Source organism: Streptomyces venezuelae (assembly GCF_008642275.1).
GTDB classification, from domain to species: Bacteria; Actinomycetota; Actinomycetes; order Streptomycetales; family Streptomycetaceae; genus Streptomyces; species Streptomyces venezuelae_E.
Map to the genome: position 1 here is coordinate 1443398 of NZ_CP029189.1, position 21913 is coordinate 1465310.

Consider the following 21913-nt stretch of genomic DNA (forward strand, 5'->3'; position numbering starts at 1 on the left):
GGCGCGGGTCCCGGTCCGTGGGGCGTGCGGGGGCTGGGAGACTGTCCGCATGACCGATTCCGTGATCCTCGACGTCTGGTGCGAACTGCAGTGCCCGGACTGCCACCGCGCCCTGGACGACGTACGCGCCCTGCGGGCCCGCTACGGCGACCGGCTGGACATCCGGCTGCGCCACTTCCCCCTGGAGAAGCACAAGCACGCCTTCGCCGCGGCACAGGCCGCCGAGGAGGCCGCCGAGCAGGGCCAGGGCTGGCCCTACACGGAGGCCGTGCTGGCGCGCACCGCGGAGCTGGCCGAGCGCGGGGAGCCGGTCCTGCTGGACGTGGCGCGTGAACTGGGGCTCGACGTCGAGGAGTTCGACACCGCCCTGATCGACGGGCGGCACATCCTGATCGTCGACGCCGACCAGGCCGAGGGCAAGGCGATCGGCGTGAGCGGCACCCCGACCTACGTGATCGACGGGCAGCGTCTCGACGGCGGCAAGAGCCAGGACGGCCTGCGCGCCCGCATCGAGGAGATCGCCGACCGCCTGCTGGCGGGCTAGATCAGGTCCTTGGCGTAGTTGAAGTCGGTGGGGCGGTAGCCGAGGGAGACGTACAGCCGCAGGGCCGGGGTGTTGTCGGTGAAGACCTGGAGCGCCAGCAGGCGGTGGCCGGCCGCGAGGGCGGCGCGCTCGGCGAGCGCCATCAGGTGGCGGCCGTGCCCGCGTCCCCGGTGCTCGGCCCGGACCTCCACGTCGTACACGTACCCGCCCGCCCCGCGCGGCGCGAGCCACACATGGCCGACCGGCTCCCCGGCCGCCTCCAGGACGACGAAGACGGCTCCCGGGGTGGCCAGGCCCTGCGGCAGCTGGCTCTCGTGGTCGGCCACCGACTTGGCCCGGGCGGCCTCGGCGGACATGCCACGGCTGCTCCAGTTGGCGGCGTAGGCCTCGACGGCCCCGTCGTACCAGCTCTCGTACTCGGCGGCCGTCATGGGACGGCCGAGGACTCCCCCGGGCAGGGCGGGCGGCTCGGCCGGCAGGTCCTTGGCCATGTTCCGGCTGTACTCGGTGTACCCGAGGGCCTCGGCCATGAGCAGCCCCGCCTCCGAGTCCGCCGGGACCGAGACGCGGACCCGGCGGCAGCCCCAGCCGCGCAGCACTTCCTCGGCGGCGAGGGCGGCCACGGTGGCCCTCCCGCGCCGCCGGTCGCCCTGCTCGACCTCCAGGTCGCGGATCTCGCCGACCGTCGGCCCGAACGGGGTGTCGCAGGCGATCAGCAGGGCGCCGACCCGCCTGCTGTTGACCCGGATCTCGTACGGGCGCGAACGCGCGCCGTCCGCCGTGTGCTGGAGCGGCCCGGACGGCCGCAGGGTGGTGGTCATCCCTTGAGTTCTACCCGTCCCGCGGCCGCCGCGACAGCCCTCCTCCGGTGGAAGGAGCGCGGTGCCCGCCGCTCTACGGGTCGAGGTCCGCGCCGGCCTTCACCTGGAAGATCCGCATCACCTCGGCGGTGACGGGTCCGGGGGCGGTCCCCAGCTCGCGGTCGTCGATGCGCAGCACCGCCTGGGCATCGCGCAGCGAGGAGGTCAGGAAGACCTCCTCGGCCCGTTCCAGCACCTCGAAGGGCAGGTCGGTCTCCTTGGCGCCGGCCCAGTCGACGATCAGGTCCCGGGTGATGCCGGCCAGACAGCCGGAGGCCAGCGGCGGGGTGTGCAGTTCTCCGTCGAGTACGACGAACACGTTGGAGCCGGTGCCCTCGCAGAGCCGGCCGAGGGTGTTGGCGAGGAGCGCCTCGGAGGCTCCCGCGCGGTGCGCGGCGGCGAGCGCGACCACGTTCTCCGCGTAGGAGGTGGTCTTCAGTCCGGCCACGGCGGAGCGCTCGTTGCGGACCCAGGGCACCGTGACGACTGCGGTGGTGTCGGGGCGCCGGGGGGAGTCCGCGACGGCGGCGATCAGCGTGGTGCCGGAGTCCCCGCGGTCGGAGCCGAGCGGGGAGACCCCGCCGGTGTAGGTGACGCGCAGCCGCCCGTGCTCCAGCGGGTTGGCCTCCAGTACGGCGGCGCAGGCGCGGCGGACCTCGTCGAGGTCGGGGTCCGGCAGGCCCAGGCCCCGGGCCGAACGGGTGAGCCGTTCCAGGTGCCGGGTGAGTGCGAAGGCGCGGCCGCGCTCCGCCTTCAGCGTCTCGAAGACGCCGTCACCCACGGTCAGACCGTGGTCGAGGACGGACACCTTCGCGCCGTCCACCTCGGTCAGGGCTCCGTCGAGCCAGATCTTCATGGTGCGGTCCTTCCGATCGTGTCGTTCGTCGCCTGCACGCCACCGCTCACCTCGTGGCCCATGGCCACCCTCAGCAGCCGGGCGGCCTTGAGCTCGGTCTCCGCCCATTCCCGGTCGGGATCGGAGCCCCAGGTGATGCCCGCTCCGGTTCCGAAGAGCAGCCGGGGGCCGCCGGCGGCCTCCCGGTCGATCCAGAAGGTACGGATGCCGACGGCGAGCTCGGCGGTGCCCCGGTCCGCGTCGACCCAGCCGATGCCTCCGCAGTAGGGGCCGCGCGGGGCGGTCTCCAGGGCTTCGATGATCCGCAGGGCGGAGGACTTGGGGGCGCCGGTGACGGAACCTGGCGGGAATGTGGCGGCGAACAGCTCGGGCCAGCCGGCTCCGTCGGCGAGTTCGCCGCTCACGATGGAGACGAGGTGGACCAGGCCGGGGTGCTCCTCGACGGCGCACAGCTCGGGGACGGCTACGGAGCCCGTCGCGCAGACCCGGCCGAGGTCGTTGCGTACGAGGTCCACGATCATCACGTTCTCGGCGTGGTCCTTGGGCAGGAGGTCGTCGACGGTGCGGCCGGTCCCCTTGATGGGGCCGGATTCGACGTGCCGCCCGGACCGGCGCAGGAACAGCTCGGGGGAGGCGGTGGCGATCTCGACGCCGTGGGCGGCGAGGCGAATCGTTCCTGCGAAGGGTGCCGGGTTGCCGCGCGCGAGGAGCGCGGTGAGCGCGTCCACATCGGCGCGTTCGGGGTGGGGCAGCGGCGCGGACATCACCCGGCAGAGGTTGGCCTGGTAGACCTCACCGGCGGCGATGTACTCACGGACGCGCCGTACGCCGGCCACGTAGGCGGCGCGGTCGAGGGAGGAGGTCCACCGGTCGGCGTCGGGTCCGCGCCAGGCACCCGGAACGGGCGCGGGAACCGGCTCACGGCGCACGTCGCCGAAGCGCGCGCAGACGAGCCGCCCTTCGAAGTCGGCGGACACCGCCCAGAAGCCGGTGGAATCGAGGGCGGCGGGATCGCTGGTGACGTCTCGGAGATCGGTCGCGAGAAGGCCGCCGAAGCGGGCCATGGGAGGCAGGTCGTGCACGGCTGCGAGTCTATGACCGGTGACGACACGGCGCCGGTGCGGTGACGGCAGGGTGACCTGTGGTGATCGTGCGGCAGCACGCTGCGGAAACGCGTTTTTGAGCTGGCCCGGTAATCCGCTAGAGTTCAACTCGTCGCCAGGGAGCGAAGGGGGAAAACCCCGGAGCGAACACGGTGACCTGCGGACGTAGCTCAGTTGGTAGAGCACCACCTTGCCAAGGTGGATGTCGCGAGTTCGAGTCTCGTCGTCCGCTCGAAGTGGGGGATCTTCCCGAGAACCCCCGCAGCTCCAGGGTGGAGTGGCCGAGAGGCGAGGCAACGGCCTGCAAAGCCGTCTACACGGGTTCAAATCCCGTCTCCACCTCCAAGGACGATTAGCTCAGCGGGAGAGCGCTTCCCTGACACGGAAGAGGTCACTGGTTCAATCCCAGTATCGTCCACTGATCCGCAAGGATCCCCGCGCGATTAGCTCAGCGGGAGAGCGCTTCCCTGACACGGAAGAGGTCACTGGTTCAATCCCAGTATCGCGCACGCAGCACCTGCACCACCTAGTTCCACCTGCGGCTTTCGAGCTGCGGAGCCCGCGCGATTAGCTCAGCGGGAGAGCGCTTCCCTGACACGGAAGAGGTCACTGGTTCAATCCCAGTATCGCGCACCACCTGAAAGCCCCGGCCGTTTCCACGGTCGGGGCTTTCGCGTTCGTCCGCACGGGTGGGTCCATGGAGGGGGCGCGTGGGAGGGGCCCACGCATGGACGTACGCGGAACGGCGTGCACGAAAAAGGGTGCTGCCCGTCCGACTCCCCAGTCGTACGGGCAGCACCCTTCACCTGCCGTCCGTCCGCCGCTCCCCCGTCCCCACGGGGTTAGGCAGGCCGATGTCCCGGTCCGGGCCGCTCTCCCGGACCCGGGGCGCCGCTCAGCGCCCCAGCATCACGCCCACGGACGACGCCTGCGCCGCCAGCTGATCGAAACCTCCGAAGAGGAAGAGCAGCAGGGCGGCCAGGGGGAGCACCATGGCCGCGGCCACCAGGGGATGGCGGGTACCGGACTCGTGGCCGTTGAACGCGAATGCCTTGCGTCCCTGCCGTGCGATGTCCGCCATGGTCCTCTCCCTGTCGTCTGGCAGCGGCGGGCTCGTGACCTCGGGGGACGAGTGCGCCACCCGCCGCTTGTCTTCAACACTAGGCGGGCGGGCGGCTCCTGGCCTCATGCCCTCGTACCCATTGCCGGGCCTCCAGGAGGATGACGGGACCTCCCCCGTGTACTCCCCTGGGTGGAGACCGCTCCCCCGCAATGAGGGACTTCCCGGAGGGGATGACCGGAGGGTAGTGACTTCGCTCACTTCCGTCACTGCCCGTTGCCGCGTGTCCGAGCACCGGCCAACGGCACGATCGACTCGGCCGCGGGCCGCCGACCGGAGCCCCGGAGTGGGACCGGACCTGCTCGGGGGCACCAATCCCCTTGGCGCAGAAGGCGCTTGGTCCGGCGGGTGGCCCCGGAAGTGCGCCCGGACGGCGGCGCCGACGCCCCCTCACGTGTGCTGTGGCGCACTGACAACCGAATCCCCCGGCGAGGGCGCGGCCTCTGAGCACGTATGCCGGATGGTCCGTAAGCTGTGCCACGTCAACAGGACGACCGGTCAGCGGGGTGGACATGGCGATGATGCGGCTCCGGCGCGAGGACCCGCGTGTCGTCGGCTCGTTCAGACTGCACCGACGGCTCGGTGCCGGCGGCATGGGCGTGGTCTACCTGGGATCGGACCGGCGCGGGCAGCGGGTCGCGCTCAAGGTCATCCGGCCGGACCTGGCCGAGGACCAGGAGTTCCGCTCGCGGTTCGCCCGGGAGGTGTCCGCGGCCCGGCGGATCCGGGGCGGATGCACGGCGCGCCTGGTCGCCGCGGACCTGGAGGCCGAGCGGCCGTGGTTCGCCACGCAGTACGTGCCCGGCCCCTCGCTGCACGACAAGGTGGCCGAGGAGGGCCCCCTGACGGCCGCACAGATCGCCGCCGTGGGTGCCGCGCTCTCCGAGGGCCTGGTCGCCGTGCACGAGGCGGGGGTCGTCCACCGGGACCTCAAGCCCTCGAACATCCTGCTGTCGCCCAAGGGCCCCCGGATCATCGACTTCGGGATCGCCTGGGCCACCGGGGCGAGCACCCTCACCCATGTGGGTACGGCCGTGGGCTCCCCCGGCTTCCTCGCACCCGAGCAGGTGCGCGGCGCCGCCGTCACCCCGGCCACCGACGTCTTCGCCCTCGGCGCCACGCTGGCCTACGCGGCCACCGCCGACTCACCCTTCGGGCACGGCAGTTCCGAGGTCATGCTGTACCGCGTGGTGCACGAGGAGCCGCACCTCCAGGGCGTGCCGGACGCGCTGGCGCCCCTGGTGCGGGCCTGCCTCGCCAAGGACCCCGAGGAGCGGCCCAGCACGCTCCAGCTGTCGATGCGGCTCAAGGAGATCGCGGCCCGCGAGGCGCAGGGGCTCTCGGACGGGCGTCCGCCGGCCCAGCGGGCCCGGGCCGAGCGGCCGACCGGGCGGCTGCCCGAGGCGGAGCGGATCGGCGGCGCGGGCGAGGAGTACCCCGGCCGGCGTGCGGAGCGTCGTACGGGCGGCAGCACCACACCCCGCGCCCAGGGCGGCGCTCCGGGCGGTCCGCACTCGCGGCCCTCGTCCTCCCGTCACCCGCAGCACCCCGGGGGCCCGTCCTCCCGGCCGACCTCGGGTCGTACGGGCGGCCGTCCGGCCCCCAGGACGACGGGGACGGGACGGCGCCCCTCACGGCCGGACCCGAAGCTGATGCGGCAGCGGCTGATCGTGTTCGTGGTGGTGACGCTGATCGTGGCGCTGGGCATCGCGGCGGCCCAGAAGCTGTAGCCCCGGCCGCGGCTCCGGCGGTCCTACCCGGCGGCGCGGCCCTGGGCTACGGCGTAGAAGGCGACCGCGGCCGCCGCGCCCACGTTCAGCGAGTCCACGCCGTGCGCCATGGGGATGCGCACCCACTCGTCGGCGGCGACCAGCGCGGGCGTGGACAGGCCGTCGCCCTCGGCGCCCAGCATCAGCGCGACCCGCTCCAGGGACTGCGGGGCGGCCACGTCGATCGGCGTGGCCTTCTCGTGCGGGGTCAGGGCGAGCAGCTTGAAGCCCGCCTCCCGCACCGAGTCCAGGCTCTTGGGCCAGGCCTCCAGGCGGGCGTAGGGCACGGAGAACACCGCTCCCATGGAGACCTTCACGGACCGGCGGTAGAGCGGGTCGGCGCAGTCGGGCGACAGCAGTACCGCGTCCATGCCGAGGGCGGCGGCGCTGCGGAAGATGGCCCCGATGTTGGTGTGGTCGTTGACCGCCTCCATGACGACCACCCGGCGGGTCGTGGAGAGCAGTTCCTCGGCCGTGGGCAGCGGCTTGCGCTGCATGGAGGCCAGGGCTCCGCGGTGCACGTGGTAGCCGGTGACGCGCTCGGCGAGCTCGGGGCTCACGGCGTAGACCGGTGCCGGGAGTTCGTCGATGACGTCGCGCATGACGTCGACCCACTTGGCTGAGAGCAGCATCGAGCGCATCTCGTACCCGGCGTCCTTGGCGCGTCTGATGACCTTCTCGCCCTCGGCGATGAAAAGGCCTTCCGCGGGTTCGCGCCTGCGCCGGAGTTCGACGTCGGTCAGGCCCGTGTAGTCGCGCAGGCGCGGGTCGTCGGGGTCGGTCACGGTGATGAGATCAGCCACAGGGTGATACTGCCTTGTCCGGGGTGCGGTGCCAACGGCCTGTCAGGCGCTGGTGGTGGGAAGGGTGGGGGCGCCCGGACCGTTCACGCGGACGACCTCGCCGATGACGATGACGGCCGGCGGTCGGACCTCTTCGGCGCGCACGGTCTCGCCGACCGTGGCCAGGGTGGCGTCGACGCGGCGCTGGGTGGCGGTGGTGCCCTCCTGGATCACCGCGACGGGGGTGTCCGCGGAGCGGCCGTGGCGCACCAGCGCCCCGGCGATCAGGCCGATCTTGTCGACGCCCATGAGGATCACCAGGGTGCCGGTGAGCTTGGCGAGCGAGGCCCAGTCCACGAGCGAGCGCGGGTCGTCGGGGCCGACGTGGCCGCTGACCACGGTGAACTCGTGCGCGACCCCGCGGTGGGTGACCGGGATCCCGACGGCGCCGGGGACCGAGATGGAGCTGGAGATGCCGGGGACGACGGTGCAGGGGATGCCGGCCTCGGCGAGGGCCTGGAGCTCCTCCATGCCGCGGCCGAAGACGTACGGGTCCCCGCCCTTGAGCCGGACCACGGCCTTGCCGGCCTTGGCGTGCTCGATCAGGGCGTTGTTGATGGCCTCCTGGGCCATGAACCGGCCGTACGGGATCTTCGCGGCATCGATGACCTCGACGTGCGGCGGAAGCTCGTCGAGCAGGTCACGGGGGCCGAGCCGGTCGGCGATGACCACGTCGGCCTCGGCGAGGAGGCGGCGGCCGCGCACGGTGATCAGGTCCGGGTCGCCGGGGCCGCCGCCGACCAGTGCCACGCCCGGGGTGGCCTTGTGCCGGTGGGCGGGGGCGGTGAGGGTGCCGTCGCGCAGGCCCTCCACGACGGCGTCGCGGACGGCGGCGGAGCGCCGGGGGTCGTTGCCGGTCAGCACGGCGACGGTGACGCCCTCGATGCGGCCGGTCGCGGGGGTCCAGGCGGTGGCGGCGGAGGCGTCGTCGGCACGGACGCACCACACGCGCTCACGCTCGGCCTCGGCGGAGGCGCGCTCGTTGTCCTCGCGGTTCTGGGTGGCGATCAGCGCGTACCAGGCGTCGGCGAGGTCACCGTCCTGGTAGCGGCGGCGCTCCCAGCGGATCTCGCCGGTCTCGGCCATGGCGTCCACCGACGGGGTGGCGGAGGGCGAGATGAGCAGGACGTCGGCGCCGGCCGCGACGAGCGCGGGAAGGCGACGCTGCGCGACCTGTCCGCCGCCGATGACGACGACGCGGCGGCCGGCGAGGCGGAGTCCTACGGGGTAGGCGGGGGTGTCGGCCATGGCGGTGCGGCTCCTGGTGCGGCAGTCGTTCTGTGTTGCCGCTGCGGCTCTGGAGCGGCGGTGTGCTGACGTGCGGGTTCTCGGTCCGGGTCCACCATACGGCGCGGGCCGTTCCGAGGCGCGGACGGGGCTGCGCCCGGCTCCCGCCGGGCCCGATGTGCGGGGTCGGCCTCGTGCCGTACGTGGGTGCCGGTCACGGATCGGGGCTCCGCCCCGGACCCCGCGCCTCAAACGCCGGCGGGGCTGATTCTGCTCGGAGGGCCGGATCAGCCGTGGGGCGGGGACACTCCGGGATGTCCCCGCGGGCCGAGCGAACCCACCGCCGGTCAACGGACCGGTCCGGCTCGGGGTTCGCGAGCCGAGGAGCCGAGGAGACGTCCCGGAGGGGCGCCGCCCCACCCGGAGCCACCCCCGCCCGGGGGGTGGCTCCGGGCAGACGGGCCGGGCTACTTCTCCGTCACGCCGGCCGAGTCGAAGGTGGCGACCTCGTGCATCGCGCGGGCCGCGCTCTGGACCAGGGGAAGGGCGAGCAGGGCGCCCGTGCCCTCGCCGAGGCGGAGGTCCAGGTCGACCAGCGGGCGCAGGCCCAGCTTGTTGAGCGCCGCGACGTGGCCCGGCTCGGCGCTGCGGTGGCCCGCGATGCAGGCCGACAGGGACTCGGGGGCGATGGCGCGGGCCACCAGGGCGGCTGCTCCGGCGCTGACGCCGTCCAGGATCACGGGGGTGCGCAGCGAGGCGCCGCCGAGGAGGAGGCCGACGATGGCCGCGTGCTCCAGGCCTCCGATGGCCGCGAGGACGCCGATCGGGTCCGCCGGGTCGGGCTGGTGGAGTTCCAGGGCCCGGCGGACGACCTCGACCTTGCGGGCGTGCGTCTCGTCGTTGATGCCCGTCCCGCGGCCGGTGACCTCGGCCGGGTCGACGCCGGTGAAGACCGAGATCAGGGCCGCGGACACGGTGGTGTTCGCGATGCCCATCTCGCCCGTGAGGAGGGCCTTGTTGCCCGCGGCGACGAGGTCACGGGCCGTTTCGATGCCCACCTCGATGGCCGCGACGGCTTCCTCGCGGGTCATCGCGGGGCCGGTGGAGAGGTCGGCGGTGCCGGGGCGGACCTTGCGCGGGAGCAGACCCGGGGTGGCCGGGAGGTCGCCCGCGACGCCGACGTCGATCACGCAGACCTCGGCGCCGACCTGGTTGGCGAAGGCGTTGCAGACCGCTCCGCCGCCCAGGAAGTTGGCCACCATCTGCGTGGTGACCTCCTGCGGCCACGGGGTGACGCCCTGGGCGTGCACGCCGTGGTCACCGGCGAAGATCGCGACCGCGGCCGGCTCGGGGATCGGCGGCGGGCAGACCCGGGAGAGGCCGGACAGCTGGGCGGAGATGATCTCCAGCATGCCCAGCGCCCCGGCGGGCTTGGTCATGCGCTTCTGGCGCTCCCAGGCCTCGCCCAGTGCCTTCGCGTCGAGCGGGCGGATGCTGGCGACCGTCTCCGAGAGCAGGTCGTGCGGCTCCTCGCCGGGCAGCGCGCGTCGGCCGTAGGTCTCCTCGTGGACCACCCAGGAGAGCGGCCGGCGCTGCGACCAGCCGGCCTGGGCCAGTTCGGGCTCGTCGGGGAACTCGTCGACGTAGCCGACGCAGAGGTAGGCGACGACTTCGAGGTGCTCGGGCAGGCCCAGTTCGCGGACCATCTCGCGCTCGTCGAAGAAGCTGACCCAGCCGACGCCGAGGCCTTCGGCGCGCGCGGCGAGCCAGAGGTTCTCGACGGCCAGGGCCGCGGAGTACGGGGCCATCTGCGGCTGGGTGTGCCGGCCGAGGGTGTGGCGGCCGCCGCGGGTGGGATCGGCGGTGACGACGATGTTCACCGGGGTGTCGAGGATGGCCTCGATCTTGAGTGCCTTGAACTGCTTGGCCCGCCCCTTGGGGAGCGACTTCGCGTAGGCCTCGCGCTGGCGCTGGGCGAGCTCGTGCATCGTCCGGCGGGTCTCGGCCGACCGGATGACGACGAAGTCCCACGGCTGGGAGTGGCCCACGCTGGGCGCGTGGTGCGCGGCTTCCAGGACGCGGAGCAGTACCTCGTGCGGGATGGGGTCGGTGCGGAACCCGTTGCGGATGTCACGGCGCTCGCGCATGACGCGCAGGACGGCCTCGCGCTCGGCGTCGGCGTATCCGGGTGCCGCCTCGCCCGCGGCGGGGTCGACGGTCTCGGCGGAGTCGACGGTCTCGGCGGGGTCGACGGTCTGGGCGGTCTCTGCGGGGGCGCTCGCCGCGGGGTCGGCGGGTGCGGCGTCCCCGGCCTGGGGTTCGGCGGCGGCCGGCTCCGGCTGGGCGTGCGCGGCCACCGGCTCGGCCGGGACGGGCCCGGCGGGCTCGGGCTGCGGCTCCACGGATACGACCGGCTCGACCGCGACCGGCTGCAGCGGCTCGGCGGCCACCGGCTCGGGCTGGACCGCCGCCTCCGGCTGCGCCTCGACGACGGGCGCGGGCTGGACGGGCTCGGGCTGGACGGGTTCGGGCGCCTCGGCCGCGACCGGCTCCGCGGGGGCGGCCGGCTCGGGCTGCGGCTCCACGGCCACCGGCTCGACCGCGACCGGCTCGGCCGGGGCCGCCGGCTCGGGCGCGGCCTCCGGCTGTGCCTCGACGACGGGCTCGGGCCGGACCGGCTCGGCCACGACGGCCGCCACCGGCTCGGGCTGGGGCTGGGGCTCCGCGGATACGGGCTGGACCGCGACCGGCTCGGGCTGCGGCTCCGGCTCGACGGCGACCGGCTGCGGCTCGGCCGCGACCGGCTGCGGCTCGATCGCGACCGGCTGCGCCGACTCGGCGGCCACCGGTTCGGGCTGGACCGCCGGTTCCGCGGGGGCCGGGACGGACTCGGGCTCCACGGGCTGCGCCGCGGCCTCGGCCGAGGGCTCCACCGGCGCTGCGGCGGGCTCCGCCACCGGCTCGGGCGCGGCCACGGGCTCCGGCGTCCACGGGGCACCGGCCTGCGGCGGGACCTCGCTCAGCTGGGCCGCGGACGCCGGGGCGGCCTCGGCCCGGATGTCCAGGTACTCGGGTCCCATGGTCGGGGGACCCGCCTGGGGGAAGGGCGCGGGCACCACCGGGGTGCTCACGGCGGCCACCGGGGCGGCCTGGGCCGGCGCCGCGGCCGGGCCGCGGTCGGCGAGGGAACGTACGACTCCGCCGTTGGCCTCGGGCACGGGCGGGCCCATGTGCAGAGGGCGCCGGACGGGGGCGGCGGGGGCCGCCGGGGGCGGGACGACGAGCCCGCCGAGGTCGAGGGAGCCGGAATCCCGGCCGCCCGTCTCGTGCGCGCCCGCGCTGTAGCCGCCGTCGGGGAACACGGGCGGGGGGAACTCGGTGTTCGCGGGGGCCTCGGCGTAGGCGGGCGCGGCCGCGTAGGACGGGTCCGTGTACAGCGGCGGCTCGCCGGGCTGGGGCGCGGGGAAGGCAGGGGCCTGCGGGACGACCTGCGGGTCGCTCCACGCGCCCTGGCCGCTCGGCATCAGCAGCAGTTCCTCGTCCTCCGGCTCGGCCGGGTTGTCCATGAGGTCCTGGAAGGCGTAGCCGGTGGGAATCGGTGCCGGGATCTGGACCGGAGCGGGGACGCTCTGCTGATCCACCATGCCCGCGTTGTCCGGGAGACCCTCGCCCGGGACCTGGCCGGTGTCAGTCATGCTTACCCCTCGCCCATCGGTGTTGCCTCTTCGATCGCCCGGTCGCCCACGAGGCCGCCGAGCGGTTTTGCCTGCGGGGTTGCGGTGCGACGAGCTCGTCTCGCATACGCCTGCACGACAACCAGTAAGCATTGTCGCGCCCGTCGGCCACCGTGGCGGCCATAACCGTCACGGTCCTCTGTGGACTGCGCCACGTCGCGCGTCCAGGCGGTGCCGCGATGCCCGAATCGTCCGAGGCAGTACGACGATCGGCCAGCCTACCCCGGCCCTCGTCTCAGCGCGTGGCGGGGCGTTCCGCTGCCAGGAGGAACACCACGGAACGGTCCTGTTCGGCCCAGGTCCGGGTGTCCAGGCCGACGGACTGGAGCAGCGCGCACTCGACGGCGTAACCGTGTTCGGTCAGTGCCCTGCCGATCGCCTCCGCCTCGTCGCGGGTGGAGGCGTGGCTGACGATCCGTTCGGGGCGGCGTTCGGCGACGGCTGCGACGACGGCGGCGCCGCCTCCGCCGACACGGACGACATCGGGCTCCGGCAGGTTCTCCAGTACGTGCGGTGCGTGCCCGGCGACGGCCTGGAGCTGCACTCCCCGCTCCCGGGCGGCGGCGGTTATGCGGTCGCGGGCGGCCGGGTCGGCGTCGACCGCGATGACGGCGGCTCCGAGGGCGGCGGCGTCCACGGCCACGCCGCCGGATCCGGCGCCGATGTCCCAGACGAGGTCGCCGGTACGCGGGCCGAGCCGGGCGAGTTGGGCCGCGCGGAGCTGGGCGGACTCGCCTTCTCCCGTGTCGGCCTGCGGCCTGGCCCAGCCGCGGTCGGCGGACCGGGCGGCGCTCTGGCCGAGGAGCCAGCCCGCTTCCGCGGGGGCCGGTCCCCCGCCACCGATGACGATGACGACGTTCGGGTCCCGCCAGCTGTGGTCGGCGGCCTTGTCGGAGGTGAGGACGCTCACCTGCTCCCGGTCCGTGCCGAGTTCCTCGCAGACGACGAAGGTGCGGTGAACTCCTTCGAGGAGCAGCGCCAGTTCCGCGGGGCCGGCTCCGGGCGAGGTGAGGACGGCGACCTTGGTGTGGGCGCGGCAGACGTTGACCGCGCGGCGCAGGGTGCGGGGGTGGGCCACGACGACCTGGGCGTCGTCCCAGGGCATGCCGGCCCGGGCGAAGGCGGCCGCCACGGAGGAGACGGCCGGGACGACCTCGACCTCCAGGCCGTGCTCCGGGGCGCGCAGGGTGCGTACGGCGCCGAAGAAGCCGGGGTCCCCGTCGGCGAAGACCACCGCGGTGCCGCGGTGGCCGGCGATGCGGCGTGCGGCGAGGCCGACGCTGCCCAGGCGGATGCGCTCGGCGGTGGGCGGTACTTCGGGGAGGGCGAGGTGGTGCGCGGCGCCGGCCACGAGGGTGGCGGCGGAGAGCGCGGACCGGGCGCCCGCGGTCAGGGGCGAACCGTCCCAGCCGATCACCGTGACCCGGTCGGCCATCGTCGTCAGTCTCCTGGTCTGGCAGGGGGCACCTCCCGGCGGCGGCCGGGGAAGGGGCGGGGTTTCGTCGGGGCGGGCACGGTGAGACTACCCGGTCATCGGTTCAGTTCCAGTCGGCGCCGACGCGGTGGCCGTGCGCGTCGGCGCGCTGCGGGAAGGCGGTGCTGCGGGCGTATCCGTCGTAGCTGTCGTAGCTGTCGTATCCGCCGTAGCCGTCGCCCTCGTCGAGGTCCTCGGGGACCAGGCTCCAGACGATGAGGTCGGTGCGGGTGTCGGCCCAGCCGCCGTCGGCGGTCTGCGTGCGCACTATCCACGCGTTGCGCAGGACGCCCTCGCTGATGCAGCCGATCTTCTGGGCCACCTGCTGCGAGGCGGTGTTGTCGGCGGCGGTGCGCAGTTCGAGGCGCTCGAACCCCTGGTCGCGGAACAGCCATTGGGCGACGGCCAGGACGGATTCGCTGGCGTAGCCCTCGCCGCGGGCCCAGGGGGCGGTGACGTAGCCGACCTCGGTGGCGCGGGTGTGCCAGTTCGTGTTCTGCAGGTGCACGATGCCGACGAGGCGCTGGGTGAGGAACTCGGTGACGGCGAAGACGATGCCGCGGCCCTCGGTGCGTTCCGCGTGGGAGTGCAGGGTGGCCCAGGAGCGCGCTTCGGTGTGGGTGTAGGGGTGCGGCACCCCGGTCCAGGCGGTGACGTGCTCGTCGTTCATCATCTCGGTCAGCGCGGTGACGTCCTCTTCCTCGAAGGGGCGCAGCACCAGCCGGTCCGTGCTGATGGTGACGTCCGGGAAGGTGGTAGTCATGCGCAGCTCCATGCCTGAGACCGTGGTGCGACCGTGGTGCGATGCGACCGCGGTGCGGGACCGTTCGTGCGGGACCGTGCGTGCGGTTCGTAGGCCACAGCATGCAGCATCGGCCGGGTGATGTGCAGGGCCGGGTTGCCCGGAAGCGGGCAGAGCTCGGCCCCGCGCGCCGTCAGGTGCGTGCGGGGCCGAGATTCATGACCGGTCCGGGAGGAACCGGATCAGGAGGTACCGGTTCAGGAGGCGGCCGGGGCACCGAAGGCCGGGATGACCGAGCCCTGGTACTTGTCCTCGATGAACTTCTTGACCTCGTCGGAGTTCAGCAGCTTGGCCAGCTTCTGGATCCGCGGGTCGTTCTGGTTTCCGTCCTTGACCGCGAGGAAGTTGGCGTAGGGGTTGCCCTCGGCCTTCTCCAGGAGCAGCGCGTCCTTGGCGGGCGACAGCTTGGCTTCGAGGGCGTAGTTGCCGTTGATGACCGCGGCGTCCACGTCGTTCAGGGCGCGCGGGACCGTGGCGGCCTCCAGCTCCTTGAACTCCAGGCCCTTCTTGTCGGTGATGTCGGACAGCTTGGCGCCGGTGCCGACACCCTCCTTGAGGGTGATCAGGTTGTTCGCGGCGAGCAGCTGGAGCGCGCGGCCCTCGTTGGTGGTGTCGTTGGGGACGGCGATGGTCTGGCCGGGCTTGATGTCACCGATGGCCTTGATCTTCTTGGAGTAGAGGCCGAGGGGCTCCAGGTGCACGTTCACGACGGGCACGACGTGCGTGCTGTTCTTCTTGTTGAAGTCGTCGAGGTACGGCTTGTGCTGGAAGTAGTTGCCGTCGACCTGGCCCTGCTCGGTGGCGGTGTTCGGCAGGACGTAGTCCGTGAACTCCTTGACCTCCAGCTTGAGGCCTTCCTTGGCCGCGAGCTTGTCCTTGACGAAGTTCAGGACGTCGGCGTGGGGGCTCGGGGAGGCCGCTATGACGAGGGGCTTGCTCTCGTCCGCCTTGCCGCCGTCGGCCTTCGCCGAGGACGGGTCCGAGGAGCTGCCGCAGGCGGTGAGGCCGAGGGCGAGCGCGGTGGCCGTGGCGGCGAGGGCGGTGAGCTTGATGTTCTTACGCACGAAGAGTGCCTTTCTTGCTGAACAAGTACCGATGACTTGCTGGTGGTGGCCCAAGCACGACAAGTGCGGGCTCTGTTGGGGGGAAAGTCTTCTCAGGTGGTCCGGCCGCGGCGGGCGAGGAGCCGGACCACGCCGTCGCCGAGCAGCTGGATCACGGTGACGAGGGCGATCAGGACCACGACGGTGGCGACCATGAAGCCGGTCTCGAAGCGCTGGAAGCCGTAGGTGATCGCCTTGGAGCCCAGTCCTTCGCCGCCGACGGCGCCGGCCATGGCCGAGTAGCCGACGAGGGTGATGACGGTGGTGGTGACGCCGGCGACCAGGGAGGGCAGGGCCTGCGGGAGGAGCACCTTGCCGACCAGGGTGGGGATGCCGCCGCCCATGGACTCGACGGCCTCGATCAGGCCGTGGTCCACCTCGCGGACGGCGGTCTCGACGAGCCGGGCGAAGAAGGGGACGGCGCCGATGGCGAGCGGGACGATCATGGCGGTGGGGCCGATGAAGGTGCCGACGACCGCGGTGGTGACCGGGATCAGGAAGATCAGCAGGATGATGAACGGCAGCGAGCGGCCTATGTTCACGATCACGCCGAGGACCTTGTTGAGCGGCTGGTTCTGCAGGAGGCCGCCCTTGTCCGTGAGGACCAGCAGGATGCCGATGGGCAGGCCGCCGAGCACGGTCACCAGGGTGGACCACAGCACCATGTAGAGGGTGTCGTAGGTGCCCTGGGTGAGCAGGGGCTGCATTTCGGACCAGGTCACTTGGCACCGTCCTTGACCAGTTCGGCCAGCTCGTTGTCGATCCCGTCGACGACGTCGACCTGGAGGCCCTGCTCGCGCAGGAAGCCGACCGGGACGACGTTGTCCTCGTAGCCGCCGGGCAGTTCGATGCGCATGCGGCCGATCTGCCGGCCCGCGACGGTGTCCATCGCGGCGCCGAGGATCGAGATGTCGATGTTGTACGTGCGCGAGAGCTGCGAGATCACCGGCTGGGCGGCGCTCTCGCCGTGGAAGGTGACGTCGACGACCGTGCGGTCGGGGCCGGTGGCGCTGCCGGTGACCGGGAAGAGTTCGCCGGCGAGCTCGGAGCCGGGGGTGGCGAGGAGTTCGGCGACGGTGCCGGACTCGACGATCCGGCCGTTCTTCATCAGGGCGGCCGAGTCGCAGACGGTCTTGACCACGTCCATCTCGTGCGTGATCAGCAGCACGGTGAGGCCGAGCTGCTGGTTGAGGTCGCGCAGCAGGCCCAGGACCGAGCGGGTGGTCTCCGGGTCCAGGGCACTGGTGGCCTCGTCGGACAGCAGCACCTTGGGGTCGCCGGCCAGGGCGCGGGCGATGCCGACGCGCTGCTTCTGACCGCCGGAGAGCTGGGTCGGGTAGGCCTTGGCCTTGTCGGCGAGGCCGACGAGGTCGAGCAGTTCCAGGGCCTTGCGGGAGCGCTCGCGGCCGGAGACGCCGAGGATCTCCAGGGGCAGCTCGACGTTGGCCTGGACGGTGCGCGAGGACAGCAGGTTGAAGTGCTGGAAGACCATGCCGATGCGGCTGCGTGCCTGGCGGAGCTCCTTGCCCGCGCGCCGGCCGCGGCCGGCCAGGGCGGTGAGGTCGACGCCGTCGACGGTCACGGTGCCGGAGGTGGGGCGCTCCAGCAGGTTGACGCAGCGGATCAGGGAGGATTTGCCTGCGCCGCTCTGGCCGATGACTCCGTAGACCTCGCCCTCGCGGACGTGGAGATCGACGCCGTCCAGGGCGGTGACCTCGCGGCCACGGGACTGGTAGACCTTCGTGAGGCCCGATGTGGTGATCACAGGATTTCCGTCGCTGTCGAGTGCGCGGCGCAGCGGGGTGCCGGCACGGGGCAAACAATCTGGGGACGCGATACGGGACGAACCGTCAGAAAACGATGGCATCGACGCGTGCGCGGGGCATGAGTGAGCCGTGCTGTTCATCAGCGGTGACGTGATGGCGCGGCGGCTGGTCTCGCTTCGGGGCGCGAGGCTCAGGAAGGGGCCCTCAGAAGGCGCACATTCGACACATACAACGAGCACCGGGCGTCATCGTCGCCTCGGTCGCAAGGGTGCGGCTGCTCGTCGTGGTCATGGGCCCCAGTAAAGCAGACGTATCCCGTCACCGATCAAAACTGTCCGGATAGCGGACGAATTTCGGCCGCATACCGGACAGGGACGGGCAGTGCCGACACCCTGTCCCACGACCGCCTCCCCCGTGCTGACCTGCACCGACACTCCGGGAAGGGCGCCGGGGAGCGGACCCGCCGGGAGGCGTCCCGGAGGCCCCGTTGTGGTCAAGACCACGGCGGTCGGGCCGGTGCGCGAGCCGGAGTCGCGGACCGGAGGGCGATCCGGAGCGTCGCCCCCGGAAGGGGCGGGCACGGCGGGTCCCCGGGCCCGTAATACCCTCGCTGCATGCTCGACGCCCTGACGGTCGCCATCGGCGTGGCCGCACTCGCCCTCGCCGCCTGGTGCGGCCACGCCGCATGGCGGGACCAGCCGACCAAGGACTGGCACTTCATCGGCATGGCCGTCGTGACCGTGCTCGTCCTCGCGCAGCTGGTGATCGGCGTGGTCAGCCTGGCCCAGGGGAAGAAGCCCGACGAGGGCACCGTGATCTTCGTGGCCTACCTGGTGGGTGCGTTCGCCGCGGTACCGGCGGCCGGGCTGCTCTCGCTGACCGAGCGGACCAAGTGGGGATCGATCACGGTGGCGGCCGGCGCCGTCGTGCTCGCCGTCCTCGAAGTACGGCTCTACGACATCTGGGGAACCACCGGTGCCTGACTCCGACACGACGAACGACACCGGCACCGCCGCCACCGACCGCGGCGCCACCACCGCCACCGGGCGCAAGCGGCTGGTCTCCGGGCCCGGCCTGCTCCTGGTGTGGCTGTACGGGGTGATGGTGGTGGGCGCGGTCTCCCGCTCGGCCTTCCAGATCTCCACCGAGTTCGACCGGGCGCCGCTGCCGTACTCGCTGTCCGCCGTGGCCGCGCTGGCCTACGCGTTCATCACGTACTCACTGGTGCGCGGCGGCGAGACGGCCCGCAAGGCGGCGCTGGTCTGCTGCGCCGCCGAGCTGGCCGGAGTGCTGGCCGTCGGCACCTGGACCCTGGTGCGGCCCGAGTCCTTCCCCGACACCACCGTGTGGTCCCAGTTCGGGATGGGATACCTGTTCATCCCGGTGGTCCTGCCGATCACCGGGATGCTCTGGCTGCGCAGGCGCGGAGAAGCGGCTACGCGCTGACCGTGAAGTCGGTCGGGTCCTTGGCTTCCTTCTCCAGGATCACCAGCTGGACGCCGTCGGAGGCGGTGCGGCCGCCGACCTTGACGTAGCCGGCCTTGCGGTACAGCCGCAGGTTCGACTCGCTCTTGTGCCCGGTGTGCAGGCGGAAGCGGGTGGTGTGACCAGGGCTCGCCAGGGCCTCCTCGACCGCGCGCAGCAGGCGCGCCCCGAGACCGTGACCCTGCAGGCGCGGGTGCACGCAGAGCTTGGCGATCTTGCCGGTGCCGTCCTCGTCGACGTTGCCGCGCACGGTCCCGACGACCTCGTCGCCGAGCCGGGCCACCAGGACGGTGTCCGTCGCCAGCTCCCCCTTGAGGGAGTCCAGGGACTGGGTGAGCGGCTGGATGAGGTAGTTGCCGTACAGCTCGGCCTCCCGCTGGAAGGCCAGGTACTGCAGTTTGAAGATCTGCTCAGCGTCCTCGGCAGCCGCCGCCGAAATGGTCACGCTCATGCCCATGTGCGCATGCCTCCAGCTCACCTGGTAGCCCGTTGGTCTACCGCTCCTTTCCCCGCAGGCCAGGAGCCGCAACCTCTGCAGCCAGCATTCTGCGCAGACATCCCAGGCAACGGGAACGGACGGGCCCTAAACTTCCTTGTGAGATACCCAACTCTCCTGCGATTTCACGGTAAGTGAGGTCTCTGGGCGAAAGAAGTGCCTTCATCAGCTCGGGACAGCGTCCGGGCAACCGGGCGACCGCCGATCGGAGTGCGCGGTTCTCCTCGCCGTGCAGCAGGGCGTCTTCCGGCTCGGCAGCGGCGGCCGCGCCGGGCGGAGTGCTCCCGTCCACCGCGTGCTGGCGGTGGCCGTACGGGATCTCCCGCCTCGCCCGGCGCCGGGCGAGGCGGGCCTCGGCCCGGACCGCCCGGCGCAGCCACCGCGCCGGCTCGGCGGGTTCGGCCGGATCGGGGACGTGGCGGCCGCTCTCCAGCAGCCTGACCCAGACGGCTTGTTCCAGGTCGGCCGCGTCCACTCCGGCGCCCGGGGCCTCCGCGGCCGCCTCGGCGGAGAGCAGAGGGCCGAGCTTGTCGAGGTAATCAGCCTTCAGCAGGTCCATGCCGGGCGGGACGAGCGGGCCGGGCCGGACGGTTTCCCCGCCGGGCCCGGCCCACTCGTACGGGAAGCGGCGCTCAGCGGTTGACGGGGCGTCGGCCGGGGCGGAAGGCCTCCGCCGCGAGCAGCCCGGTGTCGGGGTTGTCGGTGAAGATCCCGTCGATGCCCTGTTCGAAGTAGGTCCGGAAGGCGCCGAGGGCGTCCCCGTACGCGGTGGGATCGGTTCCCTTGCGGTACTCGGCGGGCAGGAAGCTGTTCTCGTTGCGCGCGGTGTAGGGGTGCAGCAGCAGTCCGCGGGCGTGGGCGTCCTTCACCAGGGTGGTCGGCGTGCCGAGCCCGCCGGACGCGTCGCGCGGCAGGATCAGGTCCATGGTCGGGCCGATGCCCTGGGCGAAGCCGGAGATCCACTTCAGCCCCTCGGGCTTGACCAGGTCCGCGACCGTACGCGGGTCCTTGGCCACCTCGAAGTCCCACGGGCGGGTGCCGGCCGCGGAGAGCAGGACCACGCGGGGCGCGGAGACCAGCCGGGAGAGCCGCTGGATGCTGGAGGGCTCGAAGGACTGGAGGAAGACGGCTGCGTTCCGCCCGTCGCGCCCGTAGCGGCGCAGCAGCTTGGCGAGGGGCTCCTCCAGACCGAGGCCCAGGCCCCGGAAGAAGCTGGGGTGCTTGGTCTCGACGTGCAGCCACACCCGCCTGCCGCGCCGCCTGCCCTCGCGGTCGGCCCAGCGGAGCACCTCTTCGAAGGTGGGCACGGCCCACTGCCCGTCGTAGAGCGTGTTGCGCTGGCGGACGGCGGGGATACGTTCCTTCGCACGCAGGGTCCGCAGCTCGGCCAGGGTGAAGTCCTCGGTGAACCAGCCGGTGACGGAGACCCCGTCGACGGACTTGGTGGTACGCCGGGAGGCGAACCCGGGGTGCTGGGCGACGTCGGTGGTCCCGCCGATCTCGTTCTCGTGGCGGCACACCAGATGGCCGTCCCGGGTCGGGACCAGGTCCTGCTCGACCACGTCGGCGCCCAGGTCGAGGGCGAGCTGGTAGGAGCCGATCGTGTGCTCCGGGCGGTAGCCGCTGGCCCCGCGATGGCCGATGACCGTCGGGTAGGGGAGGTCGCGGTATCCCCCGTCGCCGCGGCCGTCCGCGTACCCGTCCTCCGCCGCGGCGGCGGAACCCGCCGTGAGTCCGGTGACCGCGGTGCCCGCCGCCAGGACGGCCGCCCCCAGGACCGTGCGCCGCGCTGCCCCACCCTGTGTCATGAGTGCCCACTCCTCGTCGTGAACGCCGTGTCGCGGCCCGCGATCGGCGTGCCGATGGTAGGCAGAACGGGGTGGCCGAGCGGCGTGCACGGAGGGCCGATCCGGGGAACTTGGCGCAAACGTGCGTCAACACTCTGTATCCGACACGTGAACCCGATGTGCGCTCCGACCTGACCCGCGAGTATCGTCCTCACCTGCGCTACCGCCGTGTGGTGGGTGCGCGAATCGCTTTTCGATGCCGGAGGGCCCACGTTGTTCCGTACGAAGCTCATCAAAGCCACTGTCGGACCGGTCATGCGCATGATGTTCCGCACCCGTGTGGAGGGCATCGAGAACATCCCCGGTTCCGGTCCGGTGATTCTGGCGGGCAACCACCTCACCTTCATCGACTCCATGATCCTGCCGCTGGTGTGCGACCGCACGGTCCACTTCATCGGCAAGGACGAGTACGTGACCGGCAAGGGCATCAAGGGCCGCGCCATGGCCTGGTTCTTCACCGGCTCCGGCATGATCCCCGTCGACCGGGACGGCGCCAACGGCGGCGTCGCGGCCCTGATGACCGGCCGCCGGATCCTCGAAGAGGGCAAGATCTTCGGCATCTACCCCGAGGGCACCCGCTCCCCCGACGGCCGGCTCTACCGCGGCCGCACCGGCATCGCCCGCCTGACCCTGATGACCGGCGCCCCCGTGGTGCCGTTCGCGATGATCGGCACCGACAAGCTCCAGCCCGGCGGCGCCGGCATGCCGCGCCCGGGCCGGGTCACCGTCCGGTTCGGCGAGCCGATGGAGTTCTCCCGCTACGAGGGCATGGACCGCGACCGCTACGTGCTGCGCGCCGTCACCGACTCGGTGATGGCCGAGGTCATGCGCCTCTCGGGCCAGGAGTACGTCGACATGTACGCCACCAAGGCGAAGGCCGCGTAG

Annotated in this window: 20 protein-coding genes and 5 tRNA genes; 10 read left to right on the forward strand and 15 right to left on the reverse strand. The window is 72.6% G+C overall.

Features of this window, described 5'->3' with window-relative positions; genetic code table 11:
- Window positions 1-49 precede the first annotated feature (49 nt).
- Entirely contained in the window at window positions 50-544 is a 495-nt protein-coding gene (locus tag DEJ51_RS05850; protein WP_150256624.1) for a DsbA family protein, read from the forward strand.
- On the opposite strand, the gene DEJ51_RS05855 is transcribed toward DEJ51_RS05850, so the two are convergent.
- The 3 genes from DEJ51_RS05855 to DEJ51_RS05865 form a co-directional block, all read right to left on the reverse strand.
- The gene (locus DEJ51_RS05855; protein ID WP_150256625.1) at window positions 541-1365 is read right to left on the reverse strand and encodes a GNAT family N-acetyltransferase; all 825 of its coding nucleotides are present in this window, start codon (window positions 1363-1365) and stop codon (window positions 541-543) included. The genes DEJ51_RS05850 and DEJ51_RS05855 overlap by 4 nt on opposite strands.
- 73 nt (window positions 1366-1438) lie before the next feature.
- The gene (locus tag DEJ51_RS05860) at window positions 1439-2260 is read right to left on the reverse strand and encodes an aminotransferase class IV (protein ID WP_150256626.1); all 822 of its coding nucleotides are present in this window, start codon (window positions 2258-2260) and stop codon (window positions 1439-1441) included.
- Window positions 2257-3342, reverse strand: a complete 1086-nt coding sequence (locus DEJ51_RS05865) for a chorismate-binding protein (RefSeq protein WP_150256627.1) — start codon at window positions 3340-3342, stop codon at window positions 2257-2259. The genes DEJ51_RS05860 and DEJ51_RS05865 overlap by 4 nt, the downstream gene beginning before the upstream one ends.
- 180 nt (window positions 3343-3522) lie before the next feature.
- On the opposite strand from DEJ51_RS05865, the gene DEJ51_RS05870 reads away from it, so the two are divergent.
- From DEJ51_RS05870 to DEJ51_RS05890, 5 genes are all read left to right on the forward strand, one after another.
- A tRNA-Gly gene (locus DEJ51_RS05870) sits at window positions 3523-3595 on the forward strand.
- Window positions 3596-3634: 39 nt separating this feature from the next.
- Window positions 3635-3708: transfer RNA gene (locus tag DEJ51_RS05875), tRNA-Cys, on the forward strand.
- A gap of 1 nt (window position 3709) precedes the next feature.
- Window positions 3710-3781, forward strand: a tRNA-Val gene (locus tag DEJ51_RS05880).
- Between the two features lie 19 nt (window positions 3782-3800).
- Window positions 3801-3872, forward strand: a tRNA-Val gene (locus DEJ51_RS05885).
- A 52-nt stretch (window positions 3873-3924) separates the two neighbouring features.
- A tRNA-Val gene (locus DEJ51_RS05890) sits at window positions 3925-3999 on the forward strand.
- A 259-nt stretch (window positions 4000-4258) separates the two neighbouring features.
- On the opposite strand, the gene DEJ51_RS05895 is transcribed toward DEJ51_RS05890, so the two are convergent.
- The gene (locus tag DEJ51_RS05895; RefSeq protein WP_371589784.1) at window positions 4259-4468 is read right to left on the reverse strand and encodes a hypothetical protein; all 210 of its coding nucleotides are present in this window, start codon (window positions 4466-4468) and stop codon (window positions 4259-4261) included.
- Window positions 4469-4995: 527 nt separating this feature from the next.
- Here DEJ51_RS05895 and DEJ51_RS05900 point away from each other — a divergent pair.
- The gene (locus tag DEJ51_RS05900) at window positions 4996-6213 is read left to right on the forward strand and encodes a serine/threonine-protein kinase (RefSeq protein WP_411757286.1); all 1218 of its coding nucleotides are present in this window, start codon (window positions 4996-4998) and stop codon (window positions 6211-6213) included.
- A 23-nt stretch (window positions 6214-6236) separates the two neighbouring features.
- Here the strand turns inward: DEJ51_RS05900 and DEJ51_RS05905 are convergent, their stop codons facing one another.
- The 8 genes from DEJ51_RS05905 to DEJ51_RS05940 all read right to left on the reverse strand — a co-directional run bounded on the left by DEJ51_RS05905 (window position 6237) and on the right by DEJ51_RS05940 (window position 17199).
- Window positions 6237-7055 carry a TrmH family RNA methyltransferase gene (locus DEJ51_RS05905; protein ID WP_150256629.1) on the reverse strand — a complete coding sequence of 273 codons (819 nt, stop codon included), beginning with the start codon at window positions 7053-7055 and terminating at the stop codon, window positions 6237-6239.
- Window positions 7056-7097: 42 nt separating this feature from the next.
- The gene (gene cobA / locus DEJ51_RS05910; protein WP_150256630.1) at window positions 7098-8342 is read right to left on the reverse strand and encodes a uroporphyrinogen-III C-methyltransferase; all 1245 of its coding nucleotides are present in this window, start codon (window positions 8340-8342) and stop codon (window positions 7098-7100) included.
- A 446-nt stretch (window positions 8343-8788) separates the two neighbouring features.
- Entirely contained in the window at window positions 8789-12016 is a 3228-nt protein-coding gene (gene cobT / locus DEJ51_RS05915; RefSeq protein ID WP_150256631.1) for a nicotinate-nucleotide--dimethylbenzimidazole phosphoribosyltransferase, read from the reverse strand.
- 274 nt (window positions 12017-12290) lie between these two features.
- Complete coding sequence (gene cbiE, locus DEJ51_RS05920) at window positions 12291-13490, reverse strand: precorrin-6y C5,15-methyltransferase (decarboxylating) subunit CbiE (protein ID WP_150256632.1); 1200 nt, start codon at window positions 13488-13490, stop codon at window positions 12291-12293.
- Between the two features lie 103 nt (window positions 13491-13593).
- A complete protein-coding gene (locus tag DEJ51_RS05925; protein ID WP_150256633.1) occupies window positions 13594-14292 on the reverse strand; it encodes a GNAT family N-acetyltransferase in 699 nt (232 codons plus the stop codon).
- A gap of 236 nt (window positions 14293-14528) precedes the next feature.
- Window positions 14529-15395 (reverse strand): MetQ/NlpA family ABC transporter substrate-binding protein, encoded by an 867-nt coding sequence (locus DEJ51_RS05930; RefSeq protein ID WP_150256634.1) that lies wholly within the window; start codon window positions 15393-15395, stop codon window positions 14529-14531.
- A gap of 92 nt (window positions 15396-15487) precedes the next feature.
- A complete protein-coding gene (locus DEJ51_RS05935; RefSeq protein ID WP_150256635.1) occupies window positions 15488-16156 on the reverse strand; it encodes a methionine ABC transporter permease in 669 nt (222 codons plus the stop codon).
- Window positions 16153-17199, reverse strand: a complete 1047-nt coding sequence (locus tag DEJ51_RS05940; RefSeq protein WP_150256636.1) for a methionine ABC transporter ATP-binding protein — start codon at window positions 17197-17199, stop codon at window positions 16153-16155. Before DEJ51_RS05940 ends, DEJ51_RS05935 begins: the two co-directional genes overlap by 4 nt.
- Before the next feature lie 615 nt (window positions 17200-17814).
- Between DEJ51_RS05940 and DEJ51_RS05945 the strand changes: the two genes are divergently transcribed.
- Complete coding sequence (locus DEJ51_RS05945) at window positions 17815-18183, forward strand: hypothetical protein (RefSeq protein WP_150256637.1); 369 nt, start codon at window positions 17815-17817, stop codon at window positions 18181-18183.
- A 73-nt stretch (window positions 18184-18256) separates the two neighbouring features.
- Window positions 18257-18646, forward strand: coding sequence for a hypothetical protein (locus DEJ51_RS05950; RefSeq protein ID WP_150261717.1), 390 nt, complete (start codon window positions 18257-18259; stop codon window positions 18644-18646).
- On the opposite strand, the gene DEJ51_RS05955 is transcribed toward DEJ51_RS05950, so the two are convergent.
- From DEJ51_RS05955 to DEJ51_RS05965, 3 genes are all read right to left on the reverse strand, one after another.
- Window positions 18636-19142, reverse strand: a complete 507-nt coding sequence (locus DEJ51_RS05955; RefSeq protein ID WP_150256638.1) for a GNAT family N-acetyltransferase — start codon at window positions 19140-19142, stop codon at window positions 18636-18638. The two genes, DEJ51_RS05950 and DEJ51_RS05955, sit on opposite strands and share 11 nt — an antisense overlap.
- A gap of 37 nt (window positions 19143-19179) precedes the next feature.
- The gene (locus tag DEJ51_RS05960) at window positions 19180-19740 is read right to left on the reverse strand and encodes an RNA polymerase sigma factor (protein ID WP_150256639.1); all 561 of its coding nucleotides are present in this window, start codon (window positions 19738-19740) and stop codon (window positions 19180-19182) included.
- A 73-nt stretch (window positions 19741-19813) separates the two neighbouring features.
- A complete protein-coding gene (locus DEJ51_RS05965; protein WP_150256640.1) occupies window positions 19814-20989 on the reverse strand; it encodes a glycerophosphodiester phosphodiesterase in 1176 nt (391 codons plus the stop codon).
- 294 nt (window positions 20990-21283) lie between these two features.
- On the opposite strand from DEJ51_RS05965, the gene DEJ51_RS05970 reads away from it, so the two are divergent.
- Window positions 21284-21913 (forward strand): lysophospholipid acyltransferase family protein, encoded by a 630-nt coding sequence (locus DEJ51_RS05970; protein WP_030765574.1) that lies wholly within the window; start codon window positions 21284-21286, stop codon window positions 21911-21913.